This is a genomic window from Aquabacterium sp., from assembly GCF_041909175.1.
Lineage (GTDB): Bacteria > Pseudomonadota > Gammaproteobacteria > Burkholderiales > Burkholderiaceae_C > Aquabacterium.
The window spans coordinates 355,532-375,851 of the sequence record NZ_JAYRDZ010000001.1 but is presented as its reverse complement, the minus strand read 5'-3'; the positions used below and the strand labels follow the sequence as shown (position 1 = coordinate 375,851).

The 20,320-nt window shown below is 64.5% G+C and carries 22 protein-coding genes; 16 read left to right on the top strand and 6 right to left on the bottom strand.

Translation table 11 applies throughout. The annotated features are described in order from the left end of the window. Positions 1–189: 189 nt before the first annotated feature. Genes gatC through gatB form a run of 3 tightly spaced genes read left to right on the top strand, consistent with a single transcriptional unit; the run spans position 190 to position 3,466 of the window. Positions 190–489, top strand: coding sequence for an Asp-tRNA(Asn)/Glu-tRNA(Gln) amidotransferase subunit GatC (gene gatC, locus ACE3PH_RS01640; protein ID WP_374315829.1), 300 nt, complete (start codon positions 190–192; stop codon positions 487–489). Further along, positions 486–1,988: an Asp-tRNA(Asn)/Glu-tRNA(Gln) amidotransferase subunit GatA gene (gene gatA / locus ACE3PH_RS01635; RefSeq protein ID WP_374315827.1), complete on the top strand. Its 1,503-nt coding sequence runs from the start codon at positions 486–488 to the stop codon at positions 1,986–1,988. The genes gatC and gatA overlap by 4 nt, the downstream gene beginning before the upstream one ends. Beyond that, positions 1,985–3,466, top strand: a complete 1,482-nt coding sequence (gene gatB / locus ACE3PH_RS01630) for an Asp-tRNA(Asn)/Glu-tRNA(Gln) amidotransferase subunit GatB (RefSeq protein WP_374315826.1) — start codon at positions 1,985–1,987, stop codon at positions 3,464–3,466. The genes gatA and gatB overlap by 4 nt, the downstream gene beginning before the upstream one ends. Here the strand turns inward: gatB and ACE3PH_RS01625 are convergent. Both ACE3PH_RS01625 and pyrE read right to left on the bottom strand, forming a co-directional pair. Continuing rightward, positions 3,432–4,163: a DUF4124 domain-containing protein gene (locus ACE3PH_RS01625; protein ID WP_374315824.1), complete on the bottom strand. Its 732-nt coding sequence runs from the start codon at positions 4,161–4,163 to the stop codon at positions 3,432–3,434. The two genes, gatB and ACE3PH_RS01625, sit on opposite strands and share 35 nt — an antisense overlap. 67 nt (positions 4,164–4,230) lie before the next feature. Continuing rightward, positions 4,231–4,911, bottom strand: coding sequence for an orotate phosphoribosyltransferase (gene pyrE / locus ACE3PH_RS01620; protein WP_374315822.1), 681 nt, complete (start codon positions 4,909–4,911; stop codon positions 4,231–4,233). A gap of 17 nt (positions 4,912–4,928) precedes the next feature. Between pyrE and ACE3PH_RS01615 the strand changes: the two genes are divergently transcribed. Together ACE3PH_RS01615 and ACE3PH_RS01610 are read left to right on the top strand one after the other, a co-directional pair. Continuing rightward, positions 4,929–5,741, top strand: coding sequence for an exodeoxyribonuclease III (locus ACE3PH_RS01615; protein ID WP_374315820.1), 813 nt, complete (start codon positions 4,929–4,931; stop codon positions 5,739–5,741). A 73-nt stretch (positions 5,742–5,814) separates the two neighbouring features. After that, the gene (locus ACE3PH_RS01610; RefSeq protein WP_374316223.1) at positions 5,815–7,245 is read left to right on the top strand and encodes a diguanylate cyclase domain-containing protein; all 1,431 of its coding nucleotides are present in this window, start codon (positions 5,815–5,817) and stop codon (positions 7,243–7,245) included. Here ACE3PH_RS01610 and ACE3PH_RS01605 read toward each other — a convergent pair whose 3' ends face one another. Beyond that, positions 7,246–7,623, bottom strand: a complete 378-nt coding sequence (locus ACE3PH_RS01605) for an alpha/beta fold hydrolase (RefSeq protein ID WP_374315818.1) — start codon at positions 7,621–7,623, stop codon at positions 7,246–7,248. On the opposite strand from ACE3PH_RS01605, the gene ACE3PH_RS01600 reads away from it, so the two are divergent. Genes ACE3PH_RS01600 through ACE3PH_RS01560 form a run of 9 tightly spaced genes read left to right on the top strand, consistent with a single transcriptional unit; the run spans position 7,622 to position 14,222 of the window. Then, on the top strand, positions 7,622–8,062 hold the full coding sequence (locus ACE3PH_RS01600) for a winged helix-turn-helix transcriptional regulator (RefSeq protein WP_374315816.1): 441 nt from the start codon (positions 7,622–7,624) through the stop codon (positions 8,060–8,062). The two genes, ACE3PH_RS01605 and ACE3PH_RS01600, sit on opposite strands and share 2 nt — an antisense overlap. 38 nt (positions 8,063–8,100) lie before the next feature. Further along, positions 8,101–9,489 carry a F0F1 ATP synthase subunit beta gene (gene atpD, locus ACE3PH_RS01595; RefSeq protein WP_374315814.1) on the top strand — a complete coding sequence of 463 codons (1,389 nt, stop codon included), beginning with the start codon at positions 8,101–8,103 and terminating at the stop codon, positions 9,487–9,489. After that, positions 9,486–9,911 (top strand): F0F1 ATP synthase subunit epsilon, encoded by a 426-nt coding sequence (locus tag ACE3PH_RS01590; RefSeq protein WP_374315812.1) that lies wholly within the window; start codon positions 9,486–9,488, stop codon positions 9,909–9,911. Before atpD ends, ACE3PH_RS01590 begins: the two co-directional genes overlap by 4 nt. Then, entirely contained in the window at positions 9,908–10,183 is a 276-nt protein-coding gene (locus tag ACE3PH_RS01585) for an AtpZ/AtpI family protein (protein ID WP_374315810.1), read from the top strand. The genes ACE3PH_RS01590 and ACE3PH_RS01585 overlap by 4 nt, the downstream gene beginning before the upstream one ends. After that, positions 10,180–10,902, top strand: coding sequence for a F0F1 ATP synthase subunit A (locus tag ACE3PH_RS01580; protein WP_374315808.1), 723 nt, complete (start codon positions 10,180–10,182; stop codon positions 10,900–10,902). Before ACE3PH_RS01585 ends, ACE3PH_RS01580 begins: the two co-directional genes overlap by 4 nt. Beyond that, the gene (atpE, locus tag ACE3PH_RS01575) at positions 10,899–11,165 is read left to right on the top strand and encodes an ATP synthase F0 subunit C (protein WP_374315806.1); all 267 of its coding nucleotides are present in this window, start codon (positions 10,899–10,901) and stop codon (positions 11,163–11,165) included. Before ACE3PH_RS01580 ends, atpE begins: the two co-directional genes overlap by 4 nt. 17 nt (positions 11,166–11,182) lie before the next feature. After that, positions 11,183–11,947: a hypothetical protein gene (locus ACE3PH_RS01570; RefSeq protein WP_374315804.1), complete on the top strand. Its 765-nt coding sequence runs from the start codon at positions 11,183–11,185 to the stop codon at positions 11,945–11,947. Continuing rightward, on the top strand, positions 11,944–13,371 hold the full coding sequence (locus tag ACE3PH_RS01565; RefSeq protein ID WP_374315802.1) for a F0F1 ATP synthase subunit alpha: 1,428 nt from the start codon (positions 11,944–11,946) through the stop codon (positions 13,369–13,371). Before ACE3PH_RS01570 ends, ACE3PH_RS01565 begins: the two co-directional genes overlap by 4 nt. Continuing rightward, positions 13,368–14,222 (top strand): F0F1 ATP synthase subunit gamma, encoded by an 855-nt coding sequence (locus tag ACE3PH_RS01560; RefSeq protein WP_374315800.1) that lies wholly within the window; start codon positions 13,368–13,370, stop codon positions 14,220–14,222. The genes ACE3PH_RS01565 and ACE3PH_RS01560 overlap by 4 nt, the downstream gene beginning before the upstream one ends. 2 nt (positions 14,223–14,224) lie before the next feature. Here ACE3PH_RS01560 and ACE3PH_RS01555 read toward each other — a convergent pair whose 3' ends face one another. Then, entirely contained in the window at positions 14,225–15,730 is a 1,506-nt protein-coding gene (locus ACE3PH_RS01555) for a flavin-containing monooxygenase (protein WP_374315798.1), read from the bottom strand. Between the two features lie 220 nt (positions 15,731–15,950). Here ACE3PH_RS01555 and ACE3PH_RS01550 point away from each other — a divergent pair, with 220 nt between their 5' ends. Together ACE3PH_RS01550 and ACE3PH_RS01545 are read left to right on the top strand one after the other, a co-directional pair. Further along, on the top strand, positions 15,951–17,444 hold the full coding sequence (locus tag ACE3PH_RS01550; protein WP_374315796.1) for an ammonium transporter: 1,494 nt from the start codon (positions 15,951–15,953) through the stop codon (positions 17,442–17,444). Positions 17,445–17,522: 78 nt separating this feature from the next. Next, positions 17,523–17,834, top strand: coding sequence for a hypothetical protein (locus ACE3PH_RS01545; RefSeq protein ID WP_374315794.1), 312 nt, complete (start codon positions 17,523–17,525; stop codon positions 17,832–17,834). A gap of 4 nt (positions 17,835–17,838) precedes the next feature. Here the strand turns inward: ACE3PH_RS01545 and ACE3PH_RS01540 are convergent, their stop codons facing one another. Both ACE3PH_RS01540 and ACE3PH_RS01535 read right to left on the bottom strand, forming a co-directional pair. Then, a complete protein-coding gene (locus ACE3PH_RS01540) occupies positions 17,839–18,657 on the bottom strand; it encodes a class I SAM-dependent methyltransferase (RefSeq protein WP_374315792.1) in 819 nt (272 codons plus the stop codon). Between the two features lie 36 nt (positions 18,658–18,693). Continuing rightward, positions 18,694–20,307, bottom strand: coding sequence for a GMC family oxidoreductase (locus tag ACE3PH_RS01535; protein ID WP_374315790.1), 1,614 nt, complete (start codon positions 20,305–20,307; stop codon positions 18,694–18,696). Positions 20,308–20,320 lie beyond the last annotated feature (13 nt).

Genomic DNA, 20,320 nt, shown 5'->3' with positions numbered 1-20,320 from the left:
AAAGGGCCCCAAAACAAAATGCGCCGACAGGCCGAAACAGCCGTCAGCGGTTCAGAAATTCGGTCCCGCAAGGCCCTTCACAACAGCTGCGAGGACATTGCTTGTGGATAACCTAGGATAATACCGCAAGCCCCGGCACTTTCTGTCTCGGAATGTAGCCGCGACACCCTGTTTACCCCTGGAAAAACCATGGCCCTGACCTCTGATGACGTCAGCCGCATCGCCCAACTGGCCCGACTCGAACTGAGCGGGACCGAACAGGCCGAGATGCTGACCCAGCTGAATGACTTTTTTGCCATCGTCGAAAAGATGCGCGCAGTGGACACCTCCGGCGTCGAGCCGCTGTACACGCCGCTGTCTGCCATCGAGGATGTGACGCTGCGCCTGCGCGAAGACACCGTGACCGAAACCAACCACCGCGAGGCCAACATGGCCAATGCCCCGGCTCAGGATGGCGGCCTGTTCCTTGTTCCGAAGGTGATTGAATGAGCACCGCGCTGCACGACCTGACGCTGGCCCAGATGAGCCAGCAACTGGCCTCTGGCCAGACCACCAGCGTGGCCCTGACACGCCACGCCATCGAGCGCGTCGAAGCCCACCGCGACCTCGGAGCCTTCCTGCATGTGGATGCCGAAGCCGCACTGAAGGAAGCCGCGGCGGCCGACGCCCGCCGCGCCGCCGGACAGGCTCTGGGCCCGCTGGACGGCATTCCGCTGGCCCACAAGGACATCTTCGTCACGCAGGACCACCCGACGACGGCTGCATCGAAGATGCTCGAAGGCTACAAGAGCCCGTTTGACGCCACCGTGGTGGCCCGCCTGAAGGCGGCCGGCACCGTGACGATCGGCAAGCTCAACTGCGACGAATTCGCCATGGGCGGCGCCAACGAAAACTCGGCGTACCAGGTGGCCCGCAACCCCTGGGATACCCACCGCATTCCGGGTGGCTCGTCGGGTGGTTCGGCCGTGGCCGTGGCGGCCCGCCTGGTGCCTGGTGCCACCGGTACCGACACGGGCGGCTCGATCCGTCAACCGGCCGCGCTGACCGGCATCACCGGCATCAAGCCCACTTATGGCCGCTGCTCGCGCTACGGCATGATCGCCTTTGCCTCCTCGCTCGACCAGGCTGGCCCGATGGCCCGCACCGCCGAAGATTGCGCCTTGCTGCTGCAAGCCATGAGCGGTTTCGACGAGCGCGACGCCACCAGCGCCCAGCAAGCGGTGCCCGACTTTGTAGCGGCCCTCCACGCCCAGCGCGAAGGTGCCTCGGCCGAGCAGCCGCTCAAGGGCCTGCGCATTGGCGTGCCACGCGAGTTCTTCGGTGAAGGCGTGGCCGCTGGCGTGCAAAGCGCCACGCGCGCTGCCCTGGCCCAGTTCGAGCAACTCGGCGCCACGCTGGTCGACATCAGCCTGCCGCGCACCGAGTTGTCCATCCCGGTGTACTACATCATTGCGCCGGCAGAGGCCTCATCCAACCTGAGCCGCTATGACGGCGTCAAGTTTGGCCACCGCGCAAAGAAGTACAGCGACCTCAACGACATGTACCGCAAGACCCGCGCCGAAGGCTTTGGCGCCGAGGTCAAGCGCCGGATCATGATTGGCACCTATGTGCTCTCGCACGGCTACTACGACGCCTACTACCTGCAGGCCCAGAAGCTGCGCCGCATGATTGCGGACGACTTCCAGGCAGCCTTCCAGGTCTGCGACGTGATCGCCGGGCCGGTGTCGCCCACCGTGGCACGCCCGATCGCTGCCGATGAGGGCCATCAGGCCGACCCGGTGGCCGAGTACCTCGCCGACATCTTCACCCTGCCCGCCTCGCTGGCCGGCCTGCCCGGCATGAGCGTGCCCGCGGGCCTGGGCGAGCACGACCTGCCCGTCGGCTTGCAGCTGATCGGCAACTACTGGCAGGAAGGCACGCTGCTGCACGCCGCCCACGCCTTCCAGCAAGTCACCGACTGGCACCAACGCACCCCGAAGCAATCATGAGCACCCCTGCCCTCATCCGCGGCTACGAGGTCGTCATCGGTCTGGAAACCCACGTCCAGCTGTCGACCCAGTCCAAGATCTTCTCCGGCGCATCGACCCTGTTCGGCGCCGAGCCCAACACCCAGGCCTGCCCGGTGGACATGGCCCTGCCTGGCACCCTGCCGGTCATGAACCGCGGCGCGGTGTCGCGCGCCATCGCGTTTGGTCTGGCGGTGGGCGCCCATGTGGCCCCGCGCTCGATCTTTGCGCGCAAGAACTACTTCTACCCTGACCTGCCCAAGGGCTACCAGATCAGCCAGTACGAGATCCCGGTCGTGCAAGGCGGTTCGGTGAGTTTCTTCGTGGGCGACAAGCCTTTCACGGTGCGCCTGGTACGCGCCCACCTGGAAGAAGACGCCGGCAAGTCGCTGCACGATGATTTCAGCGGTTTCAACGGCGAGAAGTCTTCGGGCATCGACCTGAACCGCGCCGGCACCCCGCTGCTGGAAATCGTGACCGAGCCGGACATCCGCTCGAGCGCCGAAGCGGCGGAATACGCCCGTGCGCTGCACACCCTGGTGGTGTGGCTGGGCATCTGCGACGGCAACATGCAGGAAGGCTCCTTCCGCTGCGACGTGAACGTGTCGGTGCGCCGCCCGGGTGCGCCGCTGGGCACCCGCCGCGAGATCAAGAACCTCAACAGCTTCAAGCACATCGTTCAGGCCACCGATTACGAAATCAACTGGCAGATCGACGAGCTGGAAGATGGCCGCGCCATCCAGCAGGCCACCATCCTGTTCAACCCGGACACGGGCGAGACCCGCGCCATGCGCACCAAGGAAGATGCGCACGACTACCGCTACTTCCCGGACCCCGATCTGCCCCCGCTGGTGATCGAGCCGGAATGGGTAGAGCGCGTGCGCGGCGAGATGCCCGAACTGCCCCGCGTGATGGCCGAGCGTTTCGTGAAGGACTACGGACTGCCCGACTACGACGCGACCATGATGACCCAGTCGAAGGCCTTCGGCGCCTTCTTCGAGGCGGGCGCCAAGGCCTGCGGCCAGCCGAAGCTGGTGTCGAACTGGCTGATGGGTGAAGTGTCGCGCCGCCTGAACGCCAGTGAGCAGACCATCGAAGCCAGCCCGATCACGGCCACCTTGCTGGCCGCCATGATCTCGCGCATCGCTGATGGCACGATCTCGAACAATGGCGCCAAGCAGGTGTTTGAGGCCTTGTGGAGCGGCGAAGGCAGTGGTGAAGACCTGGCCCGCGTGGACGCGGTCATCGAGGCCAAGGGCCTCAAGCAAATGAGCGACACGGGTGAGCTGGAAAAGATCCTCGACGACATCCTCGCGGCCAACCAGAAGTCGGTGGAAGAGTTCCGCGCCGGCAAGGACAAGGCGTTCAACGCCCTCGTCGGTCAGGCCATGAAGGCCACCAAGGGCAAGGCCAACCCGGCCACGGTCAACGACCTGCTGAAGAAGAAGCTGGCCGGCTGAGGTCGGTGGCGGGGCTGGCAGACGGCCCCGCCGACGGCAGCACCGTGAAACCCGGCGCCGCGCCAGCCCACAGCTTCTTCAAGCGGGCCAGCTCGGCGTCGTACAGGCTGTTGACGCGCACCATCTCGGCCTTCTGGTTGTCGATGGCATCGCGCTGGGCCTGCTGTTGCGCCTCGTTGCTTTCGCGACGGATACGCAACTTGATCGGCAGGTTCTTGTCCTTGAAGAACTCTGCTTCCTCGTTGAGAGACTTCCGCTCGGCCTGCAACTCGCTGATGCGCTTCTCGGAGATGGCAATGGCACGCCGCACATCATCGAGCGCAGCCTCTCGCGCCTTGGTATGAGCGGCCTCGTTGGGGAAGCGCATCATGAGGTTGCGGTCACGGCGCACCGCATCCTTTTGCGCGGCGTCAGCGACGGATTTCTGACGATCTCGCTCGTCTTGAACGGCCCGCTCTTCGGGGCTCATGCGCGGCGGCACGGCCTGACGCAATGACCCATCGCGGTTGAGCATTTGCTGCCCGCGGTCCAGACACTCTGGAATCGGGCGATCGGAGGTGTGCCGATGCCCTTGCGCATCCACACAGGAATAGATCGTTGCCTCGGCCGCATGCGCCAGCAGCAAACCGGACACCAGCAGCGCCACGCGCGCGCCGCCCCCCCAACCCGACGAGGGGTTGCCTGGGAAAACGGACATTTTGGTGGTGGACGGCAACGGCATGGCAGCAGAATGGTTACAGCGAAGCTTCAAGCTCAACAACGTATCACACGCCGTATCGTTGACGGTAAGCCAGCACGGCGGGGTGGAACGCAGCCAGAGCCGGATCGGATTCGGTTTTCAGATATTGCAACAGGTCAGCCAATGTCGCAATGGAGACAACCGGCAAGTGGTAACGCTGTTCTACCTGCTGAACCGCGCTTTCGTCACAGTCAGCGCCGTCCAGCGTGGCTTTTTCCTGACGATCCAGTGCAATGGCCACACCAAAGGGCGTGGCGCCGGCCTTGGCAATCAGGTCGATCGACTCGCGCACGGACGTACCTGCCGAGATCACGTCGTCAATGATCAGCACCCGGCCTTGCACAGGGGCACCCACCAGGGTGCCGCCTTCGCCATGGTCCTTGGCTTCCTTGCGGTTGTAGGCGAACGGCTTGTTGTAACCCAGGCGCGCCAACTCGATCGACACGGCAGCCGCCAGGGTGATGCCCTTGTAGGCGGGGCCGAACAGCATGTCGAACTGCAAACCTGACTCAACCAGGCGACGTGCATAGAATTCAGCCAGACGGCCCAGCTTGGCGCCGTCGTCGAACAAGCCGGCGTTGAAGAAATAGGGCGACAGCCGCCCCGCCTTGGTCTTGAATTCTCCAAACCGCAGCACCTTGGACTGCACCGCAAAGGCCACGAAATCCTGGGCCAGCGTGTCGTTACGGGAAGGGGTGTTGCTCATGATGATGGTGTTGTCTCGTGTTTCGACTCGTGTCCCTCAACCTCAACGGCATCCGCTCGGCTGCCACCAAGGGGCTCGTACCCTGGGCCGAATCCATGTCCGCCGATTGTATGGGTGTGCAGGAACTCAAGGTGCATGTCGATGACATGCCCGAGCCCCTGAAGGCCTTTGCCGGCATGCAAGGCCACTTTCACCATGCGGAGAAAAAGGGCTATTCGGGCGTGGGCCTGTACACCCGTCACGAGCCCTCTGACGTGATCATCGGCCTGGGCGGCAACGACCCGAGTGGCGAATTCGACCCCGAGGGCCGCTATGTGGAGCTGCGCTTCGACAAGCCAGGGCGCAAGCTGTCCCTGATCAGCTGCTACTTTCCCAGCGGTTCCAGCAGCGAAGAGCGCCAGGAAGCCAAGTACCGCTTTCTGGACATCGTCGAGCCGCATCTGGCCCGACTGCGTGGCGAGCGCGAATTCATCCTGATCGGCGACGTCAACATCGCCCACCAGGAGGCGGACCTGAAAAACTGGAAGGGCAACCTCAAAAACAGCGGCTTCCTGCCGGAAGAACGCGCCTGGATGACGCGCCTGCTGGACCCGGCAGGCAACACCCGCCTGATTGACGTCTACCGCCACCTGCACCCGGGCACCACCGACGAGTGCTACACGTGGTGGAGCAACCGAGGCCAGGCGCGCGCCAAGAACGTGGGGTGGCGCATCGACTACCACCTGGCTACGCCGGCACTGGCAGAAACCGCGCGCCAGGCGGCGGTCTACAAGGCGCAGTGGTTCAGCGACCATGCGCCGCTGACGATTGATTACGACTTCACACTCTGACAACAAGCGAGTGTCAGAATGACGGCTCCCGTGATCCCAAGGAAGTTGTACCGTGGTTGACCTGTATGCCGACATGTTCGAGCTGGCGCCTGTTTCGCTCTGGCTGGAGGACTACAGCGCACTGAAAGCGCTTTTCGAGCGACTGCGCGAACAAGGCGTCACCGACCTGCACAGCTACCTGCACGAGCACCCTGGTCGGGTGGAAGAGTGTTCGCGCTGCATCAAGGTGCTGCGCGTGAACCGCCGCACACTGGATCTCTTCGAGGCGCGGGATCTCGAAGACCTCGTCGGCAACCTCGACAAGGTGCTGCGAGATGACATGCTCGACCAACACATTTCGGAGTTGTGCCAGCTGTGGGATGGTCAGACCCACTTCACCAGCCAGACCGTCAACTACAGCCTGAGCGGCAAGCGCCTGAGCATCTCGCTCAAGGCCAGCATCCTGCCTGGTCATGAAGACAACTGGGACCGCGTGCTGTTGGCCATCGAAGACATGACAGACCGCACGCGCGCCGAAACTGCGCTGCGTGCGAGCGAGCGCTACGCCAAGGGTCTGTTCGAGCATTCGCCCGTCTCACTGTGGGTGGAAGACTTCTCGGTCATCCGCGACCTGCTGAGCGAGGTGCGTGCGCAAGGCGTCGAAGACTTCCGTGTGTTCCTAGATGTGCACCCGGACTTCATCGTGCGCTGCATGCAGGAAATACGTGTGCTCGACGTCAACCAACAGACACTCAACATGTTCCGGGCCAAGGACAAGCCCACCCTGCTGTCCAACCTCGAACATGTCTTCAGGGGCGACATGCGCCAGCACTTCGCCGAGCAGCTGATCGACTTGTGGCAGGACAAGCTGTTCCAGCAGCGTGAAGTGCTCAACTACGCCCTCGATGGCGAGCCCGTGAATGTCTACATGCAGTTTTCGGTACTGCCAGGACATGAGGACCGGTGGGACCGGGTGCTGATTTCCTTGACCGACATCACCGCGCGCAAGAAAGCCGAAGCCTATCTCGAATACCTGGGCCGCCATGATGCCCTGACCGGCCTGCGCAACCGCTCTTTTTTTGGCGACGAAGTCAATCGGCTAGAGCGCAGGGGGCCATGGCCTGTGAGCGTGCTGGTGGTGGATGTGAATGACCTCAAGTCCATCAATGACGACGTCGGGCACGCCGGTGGCGATGCCTTGCTGCGCCGGGTTGGCGAAGTGCTGCGCAAGGCCGTTGAGTTGCCTGCCACAGCCTCACGCATCGGTGGCGACGAATTTGCGATCCTGCTGCCCGGGGTGGATGAGCGCGGCTGCGAAGCGTTGGTCGAGCAACTGCTGGAGTTGCAGGCGCTCAACAACCAGTTCAACGCCGGCAGCACCCCCATGAGCCTGTCGATCGGCCGGGCCACCAGTCAGGGGCAGGAACGCCTCGAGGCGGTGCTGCACCGCGCCGATGAACAGATGTACGACACCAAGCGGGCGTATTACGCCAAGCAAGGGCGCGACCGCCGCACCTTGCCCTGATCAGACCACGCGCTGCCAGTGCTGCGCTAGGCTGGCTGCCACCTTGTCGGGGTGCGTGATGATGCCCATGTGCCCGGTGCCCTCCAGCGTGTCCACCTGCGCAGCCGGATTGACGGCCGCCAGTTGATCAACGATGGCCGCTGCGGCTGCGGTGGTCCGCTCACCTCGCACCAGGGTCAGGGGCACGTCGAAGGTGTAGTGCGCAAAGGCCTCGGGCTCATGAGAGATCATCCAGACCTCCTTGAACATCTTCCAGGACACCGCTCGCGTCAGTTGCTTGGCTTTGTCCGGCATGGCTTGCCAAGTACCCGGGCGGTTCCAGTAGTCGATGAAGCGCTCAATCCACACGTCCGTGCCCGCCATGCCGGGGTCCAGCATGGCATTTCCCTGGCCATACAGCGCCTCGACCTCGGTCACCACCTCGGGCGGCAGCCCTGACAACATCGGGCGCAAGGCACCGAACATCACCGGCTCATACACCCACAGCGAGCGGATCGGCAAGGCGCTTGACTACCGCCTGACGCCCAAAGGCCGGGACTTGTTCCCGGCTCTGGTCGCGCTGGCACAGTGGGGTGATCGCTACGAAGAGCACCCGAATGGTTCCCCCACCCGCGTGGTCGAGATCGCTACAGGACAGGAGGTGGCGCCCATGGGCATGCGTTCGGCAGATGGCCAGTCGCTGGACCTGAAGGATGTGGCCATTGTTCCCGGCCCTGGTGCGTCTGAACGTGATCGTCGCCGACTGCTAGCCAGGCGTACTGCAGCCGCCCCAACTGAAACCGTTGGGAAACATTTGCCCGAAGGCAAACTGGCGTAAAGTAGGGCTTCGCGGACACCCCGCGAAGGATCGAGGACATGACGGCGCCGTTTTCCCTGCCGCAGACTTTCCAGACCACACACCAGATTGCTGCAGCCCGAGGCTCGGTGGTGGATGTGCGCGGCACGCCTCTGCCTCAGATCGGACATGTGCTGACCGTTCGCCTGCCTGAGCGAGACGTGTTGCTCGTGGTGGTCCAGCATCTGTCTGAACACACGGTCCGCACCATCTCGCTGCAGACGACCGAAGGCCTGGCGCGCGGCATGCCCATTACCGACCACCATCAGCCGTTGTCTGTCCCCGTCGGGCCACACAGCCTGGGCCGGTTGATCGACATGCTGGGCACCCCGCTGGATGGCGGCGCCGCACTGGACCAGGACCCACCCCGGCCCGTGATCGTCGAGCCGCCCGCCCTGATCGACACCCTGCCGGGCAAGACCATCTTGCCCACCGGCGTGAAGGTGATCGACCTGCTCTGCCCCTTTGTGCGCGGCGGCAAGACCGGTCTGTTTGGTGGTGCTGGTGTCGGCAAGACGGTGCTGATGATGGAGTTCATGCACGCCGTCAGCAGCCTCTACCAGGGGGCATCGGTGTTTGCCGGAGTGGGTGAACGCATCCGCGAAGGGCATGAGCTCTGGCACGAAATGCGCGACGCCGGGGTGATGGAACGCTCGGTCATGGTCTTTGGCCAGATGGATGAGCCGCCCGGCGTGCGTTACTACACCGGCTTCACCGCCCTGACCTGCGCCGAGGCCCTGCGCGATGCGGGCCACAGCGAGGTGCTGTTCCTGATGGACAACCTCTTTCGCTTTGTCCAGGCGGGCACCGAGATCTCCGGCCTGCTGGGCCGCATGCCATCGAGCGTGGGATACCAGCCGACCTTGCTGACCGAAGTGGCCAGCCTGGAAGAGCGCATTCTGTCCACCTCGCAAGGGGCGATCACCGCCGTGCAGGCCGTCTATGTGCCGGCCGATGACATGAGCGACCCCTCCATCTCGGCCATCCAGGCCCACCTGGATGCCACCGTGGTGCTGTCGCGCGAGCAGGCTGCACGTGGCATCTACCCCGCAGTCGACCCGCTGGCATCGAGCAGCCGCATGATGGATGCCCAATTGGTGGGTGAGCGCCATCATCGCGTGGCCGCCGGTGTGCGCGAGCATCTGGCGCGTTACAGGGAGCTCGAGGACATCATCGCGATGCTGGGCATCGACGAGCTGTCGTCCGAAGACCGCCGCGTGGTGCTGCGCGCCCGCCGCCTGCAACGCTACCTCACACAGCCCTTCTTCGTGGTCGCCGACCACACCGGCATGGACGGTGAGACCGTCGAGCTGGACACGACCCTGGCTGACTGCGAACGCTTCCTCGACGGGGCTTATGACCAGCTCACGGAAGACGCCTGCTACATGCGGGGAGCGATGCCGACATGAGCACCCCCACGCTGTCTCTGTGGCTGCAGGACGGTCAGGCCAACCACCGCATCGAGGACGTCGTCAGCCTGATGGCGGGCGACACCTCCGGCCAGTTCGGCATCCTGCCGCAACACGCCGACCTCATCACCGTGCTGGAGCCAGGCCTGTTTCGCTATCGACAGGCCGAGCAGCCGGCACAGTGGCGCTATGGCGCCAGCACCGGTGGCGTGCTGTACTGCCAACGCCAGGGGGGTACCACCGTGGTTCGGATCGTGAGCCGGCGCTTTCTGCTGGATGAGCAGCCCGACGCGCTGCTCACGGCGCTGAGCAGCATGCTTGAAGCAGAGGCATCCTTGCGGGTGAGTACCCGCGATCAGGTCAGCAAGCTTGACCTGGCTCTCTACAAGCGCATGCAGAAACTGGCGCAGAGCCCATCATGAGCAAGGAAGACGACGAACTCCGCGAAGCCTTGCCCAAGCAGGTCAACCGCCTGCGCGAGGCCCGTCGTGCAGGCTTCCTGGGCCTGCTGGTCACAGGCGGCACGGCTGGGCTGCTGTTGACCATCCCGCTGGTGGCAGGTGCCTACCTGGGCCGCTGGCTGGATGAGCAGAACACCGGCTACTCGGTGCACTGGACCGTCAACCTGATCCTGCTCGGCCTGGCGCTGGGCATCTACAACGTCTACCTGTTTTTCAAGGAGCATGGCCGATGAACGGGCTCGGTTCCGATGTCTGGCTGAACTGGCACGGCATCGCACTGCATGAATCCTTGCTGCTGTCCCTGCTGGTCTCAAGCATCCTGGTGGTGATGGCCTGGCTGACCGGACGGCACCTGCAGCGCACGGCCATGGTGTCGCCCGCCGTGCATGCGGCCTACAGCATGATGCGCAACGCCGTGGCCGAGGTGGTGCCGGACAAGGATGTGGATCGCGTCCTGCCCTTCGTCGGGACCCTGTGGCTGTTCATCTTGCTGGCCAACCTGCTCGGGCTCATCCCCGGCCTGTCGTCTCCCACGCGTGACCTCTCGGTCACCGCGGCTCTGGCGGTCATCGTCTTTGTGGCCGTCCATGTGTATGGGATCCATGCGGCGGGCCTGGGCCCTTATCTGAAGCATTACCTGACCCCGAGCCCCATCCTGCTGCCCTTCCATCTGATCAGTGAGGTAACCCGCACCCTGGCACTGGCGATCCGCTTGTTCGGCAACATGATGAGCCTCGAAATGGCGGCCCTGCTGGTGCTGCTGGTGGCCGGCCTGCTGGTGCCGATTCCGCTGCTGGTCCTGCACGTCATCGAGGCGCTGGTGCAGGCCTACATCTTCGGCATGCTCGCGCTGATCTACATCGGCAGTGCGCTGGAAGTCAGCCAGACACACCTCGACGCCCCGCCGACCAGCGCGGCCCCGGACCCCTCTCTCGACAAGGAGCATTCATGACCGATCTTCACCTGTTCAGCCTGGTTTCGACCGTGGTTGCCGGCTTTGCCATCGCACTGGGCGTGTTCTTCCCAGCCGTCGCCATGGGCAAAGCCATCTCCGCGGCACTCGACGCGCTGGCGCGTCAGCCCGAAGCCGAGAAGTCCATCAGCCGGACCCTCTTCATCGGCCTGGCCATGATCGAATCGCTGGCCATCTACTGCCTGGTGGTCGCGCTGATCATCCTCTTCCGCAACCCGCTGCTTGAGTACGTGCTCAAGTAAGCCCGCAGGTCGTCACGATGGAACTCGACGCCACCACCTTCATTCTTGAGGTCATCAATTTTCTGGTGCTGGTCTGGCTGCTCGGGCGTTTTCTTTATCGTCCCGTCCAGTCGGCGCTGAAAACCCGCGCAGCAGCAGACCAGGCCCAGATGCAGGCCGTTGCAGCAGAGCGGGCCAAGCTGGAAGCCGATCGCGCCGAACTGCAGCGCCAGCAAGCCGATCTGGCCGCCCAGCGCAGCCAGGCCATGGCGGCGCTGGATGCCGACATCAGCGCACAGCGACAGGCCCGACTCCAGGCGCTGGAAGTCGAACTGCAAGAAGAGCGCAACAAGGCCCGCGCCCGACTGGAGCAGGAACGTGCGCGCGCTTGCGAACACAACGAGCAGGCACTGCGCCAACGCATGTCGGCCTTCCTCGGGAGCTACCTGCAGCGCATGGCCTCACCTGCCATGGAGGCCGCGATCATCGACCTCTTTCTGGCCGATCTGGCGCAGCAATCCGACGCAGCCCAGCAGGTGCTGCGCAATGGCTGGACGCCCGAACAGCCACCGCCTCCGTTCGATATCTCCACGGCCTTTCCGCCATCCGAGGTGCAGCAGCGACAGGTCGAAGCGCAGCTGAGCAAGCTGCTGGGGCTGACCCCGCAGATGCGCTGGAACATCTATCCGCCGCTGATTGCAGGCATTTGCGTGCACCTGCCCGGCTATCAGCTTGAAGCCAGCCTGCACCGCGGCATGGATGCGTTCGCACAATCCGCCGCACCACTGGACAACGCAGCATGAGTACCGAAGGGATCGGCCTGGTCATCGAGGAAGTGGGCACCGTCATCGGTCTGGCCGATGGGATCGCCTGGCTGCAGGGTCTGCCCTCGGTGCCGCTGGGAGAGGTGCTGGAGTCGGCTGGTGGCAGCCGTGCCTGGGTGTTCCAGCTCGACGAGCAGCTTGCCGGCTGCATCCTGCTGGAGCAGTCGAGCGACCTCACCGCCGGACTGCGGATGCGCCGCAGTGGCAAGACGCTGACGCTGGCTTGTGGCGATGCCTTGCTGGGTCGGGTCATCGACCCGCTCGGCCGACCACTGGATGGTCAGGCCGCCCCGACATTGACCGAGCAGCGGGTGATGGACGGGCCGTCTCCGGCCATCATCGAGCGCGACCCCGTGAGTCGCCCGCTCTATACAGGCAACACCATCATCGACACCCTGCTGCCCATGGGACGCGGACAGCGTGAACTGCTGATCGGAGACGATGGCACCGGCAAGAGCGCCATTGCGCTCGATGCCATCATCCACCAGCGCGACCAGGGTGTGCGCTGCGTGCTGGTGCTGATCGGCCAGCGGCGCGCCGAGGTGGCAGAGACCTTGCGCATCCTGAAGGACACTGGCGCGATGGCGCACACCACCGTGGTGGTTGCGGAAGCCGGCACCCTGCCCGGCCTGCAGTACCTTGCGCCGTTTGCCGGCTGCGCGCTGGCCGAGTCGTGGATGCATGCCGGCCACGACACCCTCATCGTGTACGACGACCTGGGCAAGCATGCACAGGCTTACCGGGAGTTGTCGCTGCTGCTGCGCCGCACGCCCGGCCGCGAGGCTTATCCGGGCGACATCTTCTACCTGCACTCGCGTCTGCTCGAGCGCTCCACGCAACTGTGCACCGAGCTTGGCGGAGGCAGCATGACGGCCATCCCCATCGTGCCGACCCAACTGGGCGAGGTCGCTAGCTACATCCCGACCAACCTGATTTCCATCACCGATGGTCAGGTCTACATGACGACCAAGCTGGTCGCCTCCAACATGTTCCCCGCCATCGATGTGGGCACCTCGGTGTCACGCATTGGCGGCAAGGCACAGGACCCGGCGATCGCCAAGGAGTGCAAGCGCCTGCGCCTCGACTACCTGCAGTTTCTGGAGTTGGAGCTCTTCACCCGCTTTGGTACCCACCTGGATCAGGACACCGCACAACGCATGAAGCGTGGCCACCTCTTGCAGGCCCTGTTCCGCCAAGGCCGTCTGGCTCCGCGCAGCGCCGCCTACAACAAAGCCTGGCTGGTGGCACTCAACGAGGGCTTGCTGACCGATTTGGAGCCGACCGGCCTTGATCAGGCCCTCAGCGCACTCGCCACGCAATGCACACATGCAGCGCCGACGCTGGACGCACCGCGCACGCAGTGGGTTGACGCCGTGCGCTCATGGCTGGGAGCGCCTGCGTGAGTGGCGAGACCGCCCTGCGTGAACGGGCCGAACTCCTCGATGAGTTGCGCCAGATCGTGCAGTCGATGAAAAACCTGGCCTTTGCCGAGCTGCAGCGGGTCTCCCGACAGCGCCAGGCGCACGACGATGCGGCAGCCACGGTGACCGAGGCACTGCAAGCCTTGCCCACCCACCCTGACGACAGGCCTGAGACCATCACGTCGGGGCAACTGCCCGCACCCGGCGACCGCCGCATCCTGTTGGTGATGGGCGCCGAGCGTGGCTTTTGCGGCGCCTTCAATGCCCAGCTCGCCAAGAGCCTGCAAGAGGCATCAGACACCACAGGCGAACTCACCTGGGTTGCCAGTCATCGCCTGCTGGATTTGCTCGGCACTTCGGTGCCATCGGCTCGCGGTATCGCCGGCTGCGCCTCCAGCGACGAGATGGACCATGTCGTGGATGCCTGGTCCGATCTGCTGCGCCCTGAACTCGATGCCAACACACCCGTGACCTTGCTGTATGCGAGCGCCTCCGGGCTGACCCGCCAGGCCTTGTGGCCAGTGCCGCCCGCGCCCAAGCCGTCGCGCCAAGCCGGGGTACAAGCGTTGATCCCGCCCATCGTGCCGCTGCCCGTTGCGCAGGTGCGCTCGGCCATTGAACGCCAGCATGTTCGCCTGCAACTGCTCAAGGCCGTGTGCAGCTCGCTTGAACAGGAAAACCACTGGCGGCTCGCTCAGATGCAGCGCGCACAAGACCACCTCGATGAACTCGGGCAGCAACTGCGCCGGCGCTATGCCCACCTGCGTCAGGCCAACATCACCAACGAACTGGAAACCCTCGCCAGCGCCGATTCGCCATCAACCGGCCACTGACTTCACGCTGCGAACTTGCGGGTACTGCCGTCCGCCTTCCAGAAATGGAGGAAGGGGGCTTCAACCGTTCCTTCGCGCAAGAGCTTCACGTCGTCGAGGTAGTGCATCTGCATTGCCCACGGCGCACCATGCGCACCTTGTCGCGGCAACTGGGCCAACATGCGCTGTACATAGCCTGCGCCGAAATTCAGCAAAGGTTGCGTGGCCATGCCCCCTTCCGGCAGCTGAGGACAGCACACATCGTAGCCATGCTGGTCCATGTAGCTCAGCACACGTGTGAAGTGCTCGGCCACCAGGCCCACCTTCAAGGTCCACGACGAATTCGTATAGCCGACCATGAAGGCGAAGTTGGGCAGGCCCGAGAGCATCATGCCCTTGAAGGCCACCTTGCTGGCCATGTCCACCGGCACGCCATCCAGCTTGATGTGGGCCCCACCGAACAACTGCAGATTGAAGCCTGTGGCAGAGACCACGATGTCGGCCTTCAACTCCTGGCCTGAACGCAGTCGGATGCCCTCTTCGGTGAAGTGCTCGATGTGGTCCGTCACCACCGAACCCTTGCCCGAAGACAGGGCCTTGAACAGATCACCATCCGGCACGGCGCACAGACGCTGGTCCCATGGGTTGTAGGGCGGGTTGAAGTGCACATCCAGCGCGAAATCTTCAGGCAGCAATTTGCGGTTGCCCCAACGGATCAGCCGCCGCATGGCCTGCGGATACTGCTGACACAGGTGATACGACAAGCGCTGGATGCGGATATTCTTGAAGCGCGTGACGGCATACGCCCATGACTCGGGCAGCAGCTTGCGCAACACCCTGGCCACCACGTCATCTGAAGGCAGAGACACCACATAGGTGGGCGTGCGCTGCAGCATGGTCACATGGGCTGCCTTCTCGGCCATGGCCGGCAGCAAGGTGACAGCGGTGGCACCGCTGCCAATGATGACCACGCGCTGGCCGCTGTAGTCCAGGTCCTCTGGCCAACTCTGCGGGTGAATCAGGCGCCCCTTGAAACGGTCCACCCCTTCGAACGGGGGCATGAAACCCTCGTCATAGCGGTAGTAGCCCGCTGCCGCGAAGAACCATTTGCAGGTGAAGGTCTTGGTGACACCCAGGTCGCTCAGGGCCACCTCCACCGTCCAGCAGGCATCGGCACTCGACCAGTCGGCGCTCAGCACCTTGTGCCCGTAACGGATCTGGCGGTCGATACCGTGTTCGCTGGCCGTCTCCTTCAGGTACTGCAAGATGCTCGCCCCGTCCGCAATCGCGTTGTCGCTGCGCCAGGGCTTGAACTCGTAGGCATAGGTATGGAGGTCGGAGTCCGAGCGGATGCCGGGGTAACGGAACAGGTCCCAGGTGCCGCCCAGTGCGTCTCGGGCTTCCAGGATGGCGTAACGCTTGCCCGGATGGGCCTGCTGCAGGTAGCAGGCCACGCCGATCCCGGAAATGCCGGCCCCAACGATGAGGACATCGAGGTGTTCGACTGAGGGTATGGCATGAACGGACATGGTTGCTCCTTTGGACCGGGGGGCGCCTATTGTTGTGCATCTCGATGTGCACCCCGCCATCTGACAACATCTGTGAGCACATTTATGCCCAGAGTTTCCCTAGTTCGGTGCGGCTTGTCCTGAAGCCCGTGTGGGCCTGAATCTTGCTGCCGGGCCTTTTTGTGTGCCTTACGGGCACGCCTCCGATACGGGAACGATTGAACAGATGAAAGCAGTCGACATGAACAAGAAGAGCCCGTGGCGTCACCTCATGGTGGCGCTCAGCCTGAGCAGTGCGATGACCCTGGGTCTGATGCCGATGCACGAGGTTCAGGCCCAGCCTGCCCCCGCCATCAGCGCGCCAGTTGCATCCAGCACCGCAAGCGATACCCCTGACACCGCCCTGACCACGCCCGAGGCGCCCGCCTCGGCAGCTTCAAGCGATGCGGCACCAACCGCACCCGCGCCTGCTGCATCGGCTGCCCCACCCGCCCCGACCCAGCCGATGTCGGTGCCGGTCAGTCAGATCAACGCGGGCGACACCGCCTGGATGATTTCGGCCAGTGCCCTGGTGCTGCTGATGACCATCCCCGGCCTGGCCTTGTTCTATGCGGGCATGGTCCGCAAGAAGAACATCCTGGCCACCATGGCCCAGTCGTTTGCCGTCTGCGCCCTCGTGACCGTGCTGTGGATGCTCATCGGCTACTCCTGGGCCTTCATGCCCGGCTCACCGTGGCTGGGTGACGCCTCATCGGCCTTGCTGCAAACCGTGCAGTACAACAAGGGTGCCGGCACCGTGTCCGTGCACCACCTGGCCACATCGATCCCCGAGTCGGTGTACGTCATGTTCCAGCTGACCTTTGCCATCATCACCCCCGCGCTGATCACCGGCGCCTTTGCCGAGCGCATGCGCTTCACGGCCTTGCTGGTGTTCATGGCGGGCTGGTCCTTGTTCGTCTATGCGCCCATCGCCCACTGGGTCTGGGAGCCCTCGGGCTGGCTCGCCTCGCGCGGCATCCTGGATTTCGCCGGTGGCACCGTGGTGCACGTCAACGCCGGCATCGCCGGCCTGGTCGCTGCCGCCATGCTGGGCCGCCGCATCGGCTATGGGCGTGAAGCCCTGACCCCCGCCAACCTGGGCTACACCATGATCGGCGCATCGTTGCTGTGGGTCGGCTGGATGGGCTTCAACGGTGGCTCGGCTGGCGCGGCAGACGGCCGTGCCGGCATGGCCATGCTGGTCACCCAACTCGCCACCGGTGCAGCCGTGCTGAGCTGGATGATTGCGGAATGGGCCGTGCGCGGCAAGCCCACCCTGCTCGGGGTGTGCAGCGGCGCGGTCGCAGGCCTGGTGGCCATCACCCCGGCTTCCGGTTTTGTGGACCCACGCTCAGCCATGGTCATTGGCGTCGCGGCCGGTCTGGGCTGCTACTGGGGCGCCACAGGCCTCAAGCGCCTGCTGGGCTTCGATGATTCGCTCGACGTCTTTGGCGTGCATGGTGTCGGCGGCATCATCGGTGCCCTGCTGACCGGTGCCCTGGCTGATCCCCGCATTGGCGGCGTCGAAGGCTCCGTGGTCACCCAGGCCATTGGTGTCGTGGCCACCCTGGTGTGGAGTGGCGGCATCACGGCCTTGCTGCTGTGGCTGACCGACAAGCTGGTGGGCCTGCGTGTCACCGAAGCCGAAGAGCTCAAGGGACTGGACCTCACCCAGCACGGCGAACGCGTCGAATGACACCCCCACCGCGGACTGGTCCACACCGGTCCGCGCTCACTGAGATTCTGGCTCTGGCGACCAACTCAGGAGTAAGCCATGCTCGAGAGTGAGAAGTTTGCGCTGGCCGCCCGCCTGCACGTGATGCTGCGGCGCAAGGCGAATCGGCTGATCGACGTCGAATGGATGGTGAAGAACCGCGAATACGCCGAAGCGATCTTGCGCTTCGCTCGTGATCAACAGGACGCGGAGCTCGCTAGCGCGGCAGACAAATTCGAGGTGATGCTGGCGCCCGCCGCCCCGCGTAAAGCCGCACCACTGCTGGCCCCGAGACCACCAGAGCCCACACCCCATTTGGAGGGCGGCAAAAAGGACGACCCGGACGAGCGCTACGTGTTCACCTTGCGCTGAGCCTTCAGCGCGCCTCGGCCTTGTCCCATGAGATCAGCGCCCAGCGCGTGCCGGGTGTGAGCACCGCTGCACCCGCAGGTTGTGCAGACCACCATGCCTGCAAGGTCGCCCGCTCTTGGTCACTCAGCGCCCCCACCCGCGCCTCGGCCTGCGCACAGGCCTCCGCCAGATCGCGCACCACCACACCTGATGCACCATCCAGGTAGGTCACGCACGGATGGATGCCCATGGCATACAGGATGTGCACGATGTAGATGTAGTCTGGCACCGCTTCGGGGACAGGGCGCCCCAGCAGGCGATGCACGGCCACATCATTGAAGTGCCCGCCCACCATGCTGGTCAGGTAGACCCGCTTGCGCGCCTTGCCATGCAAACGGCGCAAGGCGTCGGCCATGTCGACCACCGCCGTCGAGCGAGAGGCCACCACGATGTCGCACTCGGGCACGTCGTCCCAGGGCTCATCCCATGAACGCAAGATGGTGCGGGCTTCACAGCCATCTGGCAGCTCACGTGCACCCTCTTCGAACCTGTCCAGCATGCGGGCGCTGTAGTCCAGCCCGACAACGCGCCGGAGCCGAGGAGCGGCCGCCAGCGCAATCGTGCCAGTACCGCAGCCGACATCCAGCAGGCTGTCACACCCGGTGAAATCCATCTGCGCCAGGAAAGCCTGCGTGTAGCGTGTGTCCCCACCTCGGGCTGGCAAGGCCTCAGCGCGGGCATCCCACACCGAGGCCGGCTTGGGACGCCCGGTCGCCGCCATGTGTTGGCGATACAGCTCGGCGAAGTCGATGTCCGCCACGGAGGGGTAGGTAGGGGGTGCCATGGGCTGACACTGTACCCCTGCCGCATGGCCTCCTGCTCAAGCGCCCTTGATCAGATCGGCCGCCTTTTCGCCGATCATGATGCAGGGGGCATTCGTGTTGCCACTGATCAGGAAGGGCATGATCGACGCATCGGCCACACGCAGGCCCGATACACCGCGCACCTTCAGATCGGGCGTGACCACGGCCATGTCGTCCATGCCCATCTTGCAGGTGCCTGCCGGGTGGAACACCGTGGCGCCATAGGCGCGGATGTACGCCATCAGTTCGGCGTCGGTGCGCACATCCGGCCCGGGCAACATCTCCCGGCCGCGGATGCCATCAAAGCCCTTGTCGGACAAGAGCTGACGGGCCAGCTTCAGGCCTTCGACCAGGGTCTGGCCATCCTTGGGGTCGGACAGGAAGTTGTAGTCGAGCTCCAGTTGCCCTTGCGCATTGAGGCGAAGCTCGCCACGGCTTTCCGGGCGCAGCACGCAGGTGTGCACGGCATAGCCATGGCCCCACTCGAACAGCCGCCCACGGTGGCTGCGGTAGCCCGGCACGAAGTGGAACTGCACGTCGGGCTCCCCATCGCTCAACGGCGTCCTGGCAAAGCCACCGGCTTCCACATAGTTGGTGGTGAGCCAGCCCTTGCGGCCAAAGAGGTACTTGAAGGGCGAACTCAGCACGCTCTTGAGCGAACCCAGCGAGAAGCCCAGCGTCAGCGGCGAAGCGGACCGCACCGTGACCAGGCCATCAAGGTGGTCCTGCAGGTTCTGCCCCACGCCGGGCAGGTCCACCACCACCGGCACCCGCGCCCGCTCCAGTTGAGCACGCGGCCCGATGCCAGACTTCAGCAGCAAGTGTGGCGACCCGATGGCCCCCGCACAGAGCACCACCTCCTTGCGGGCGTGCAAGGTGGTCGACTCCGACGCCCCCACCTGGCGCACCTCCACACCGGTCACGGTGTGGCCGTCCAGCACCAGGCGCTCGACCTCGATCGACGAGATCAGCTTCAGATTGGGCCGGTTCAGCACCGGCTTCACAAAGGCCCGGAAGCTCGACAGGCGCATGCCGTTCTGCTGGGTGACGTTGTAGACGCCGACGCCCAACGCCGATGCGCCGTTGAAATCGGTGTTGACAGGCAGCCCCATGCGGCGCCCCGCCTCGACAAACCAGCGCGACACCGGATTCGGATCGCGCGGCTGGTCCACCAGCAGCTCGCCTTGCTGGCCATGCACGGTCGCATCCTGACCCAGCATGTTGCGCTCGGACTTCTTGAAGTACGGCAGCACATCCCGCCAGCCCCAGCCGGCACAACCGGCATCGGCCCAGCGGTCGTAGTCCGAGGCGAAACCCCGGATGTAGATCATGCTGTTCATCGAGCTCGATCCGCCCAACGCCTTGCCTCGAGGGCAGTGCAGCTCACGTCCATTCATGGCCTGCTGCGGGGTCGAGTAGTAGTTCCAGCTGAAGCGATCGCTGGTGTAGAGCGTGATCGTGCCGGCCGGCACCTGCACGCGCGGGTTCGCATCGCTGCCCCCCGCTTCGATAAGGCAGACCGACACGGACGGGTCGTCGCTGAGGCGGCGGGCCAGCACGCTGCCAGCCGAGCCTGCCCCCACCACGATGTAATCAAAGCTGGTCTGTTCAGACAAAGGCGTACTGCTCATGGGAGCCTGCTCC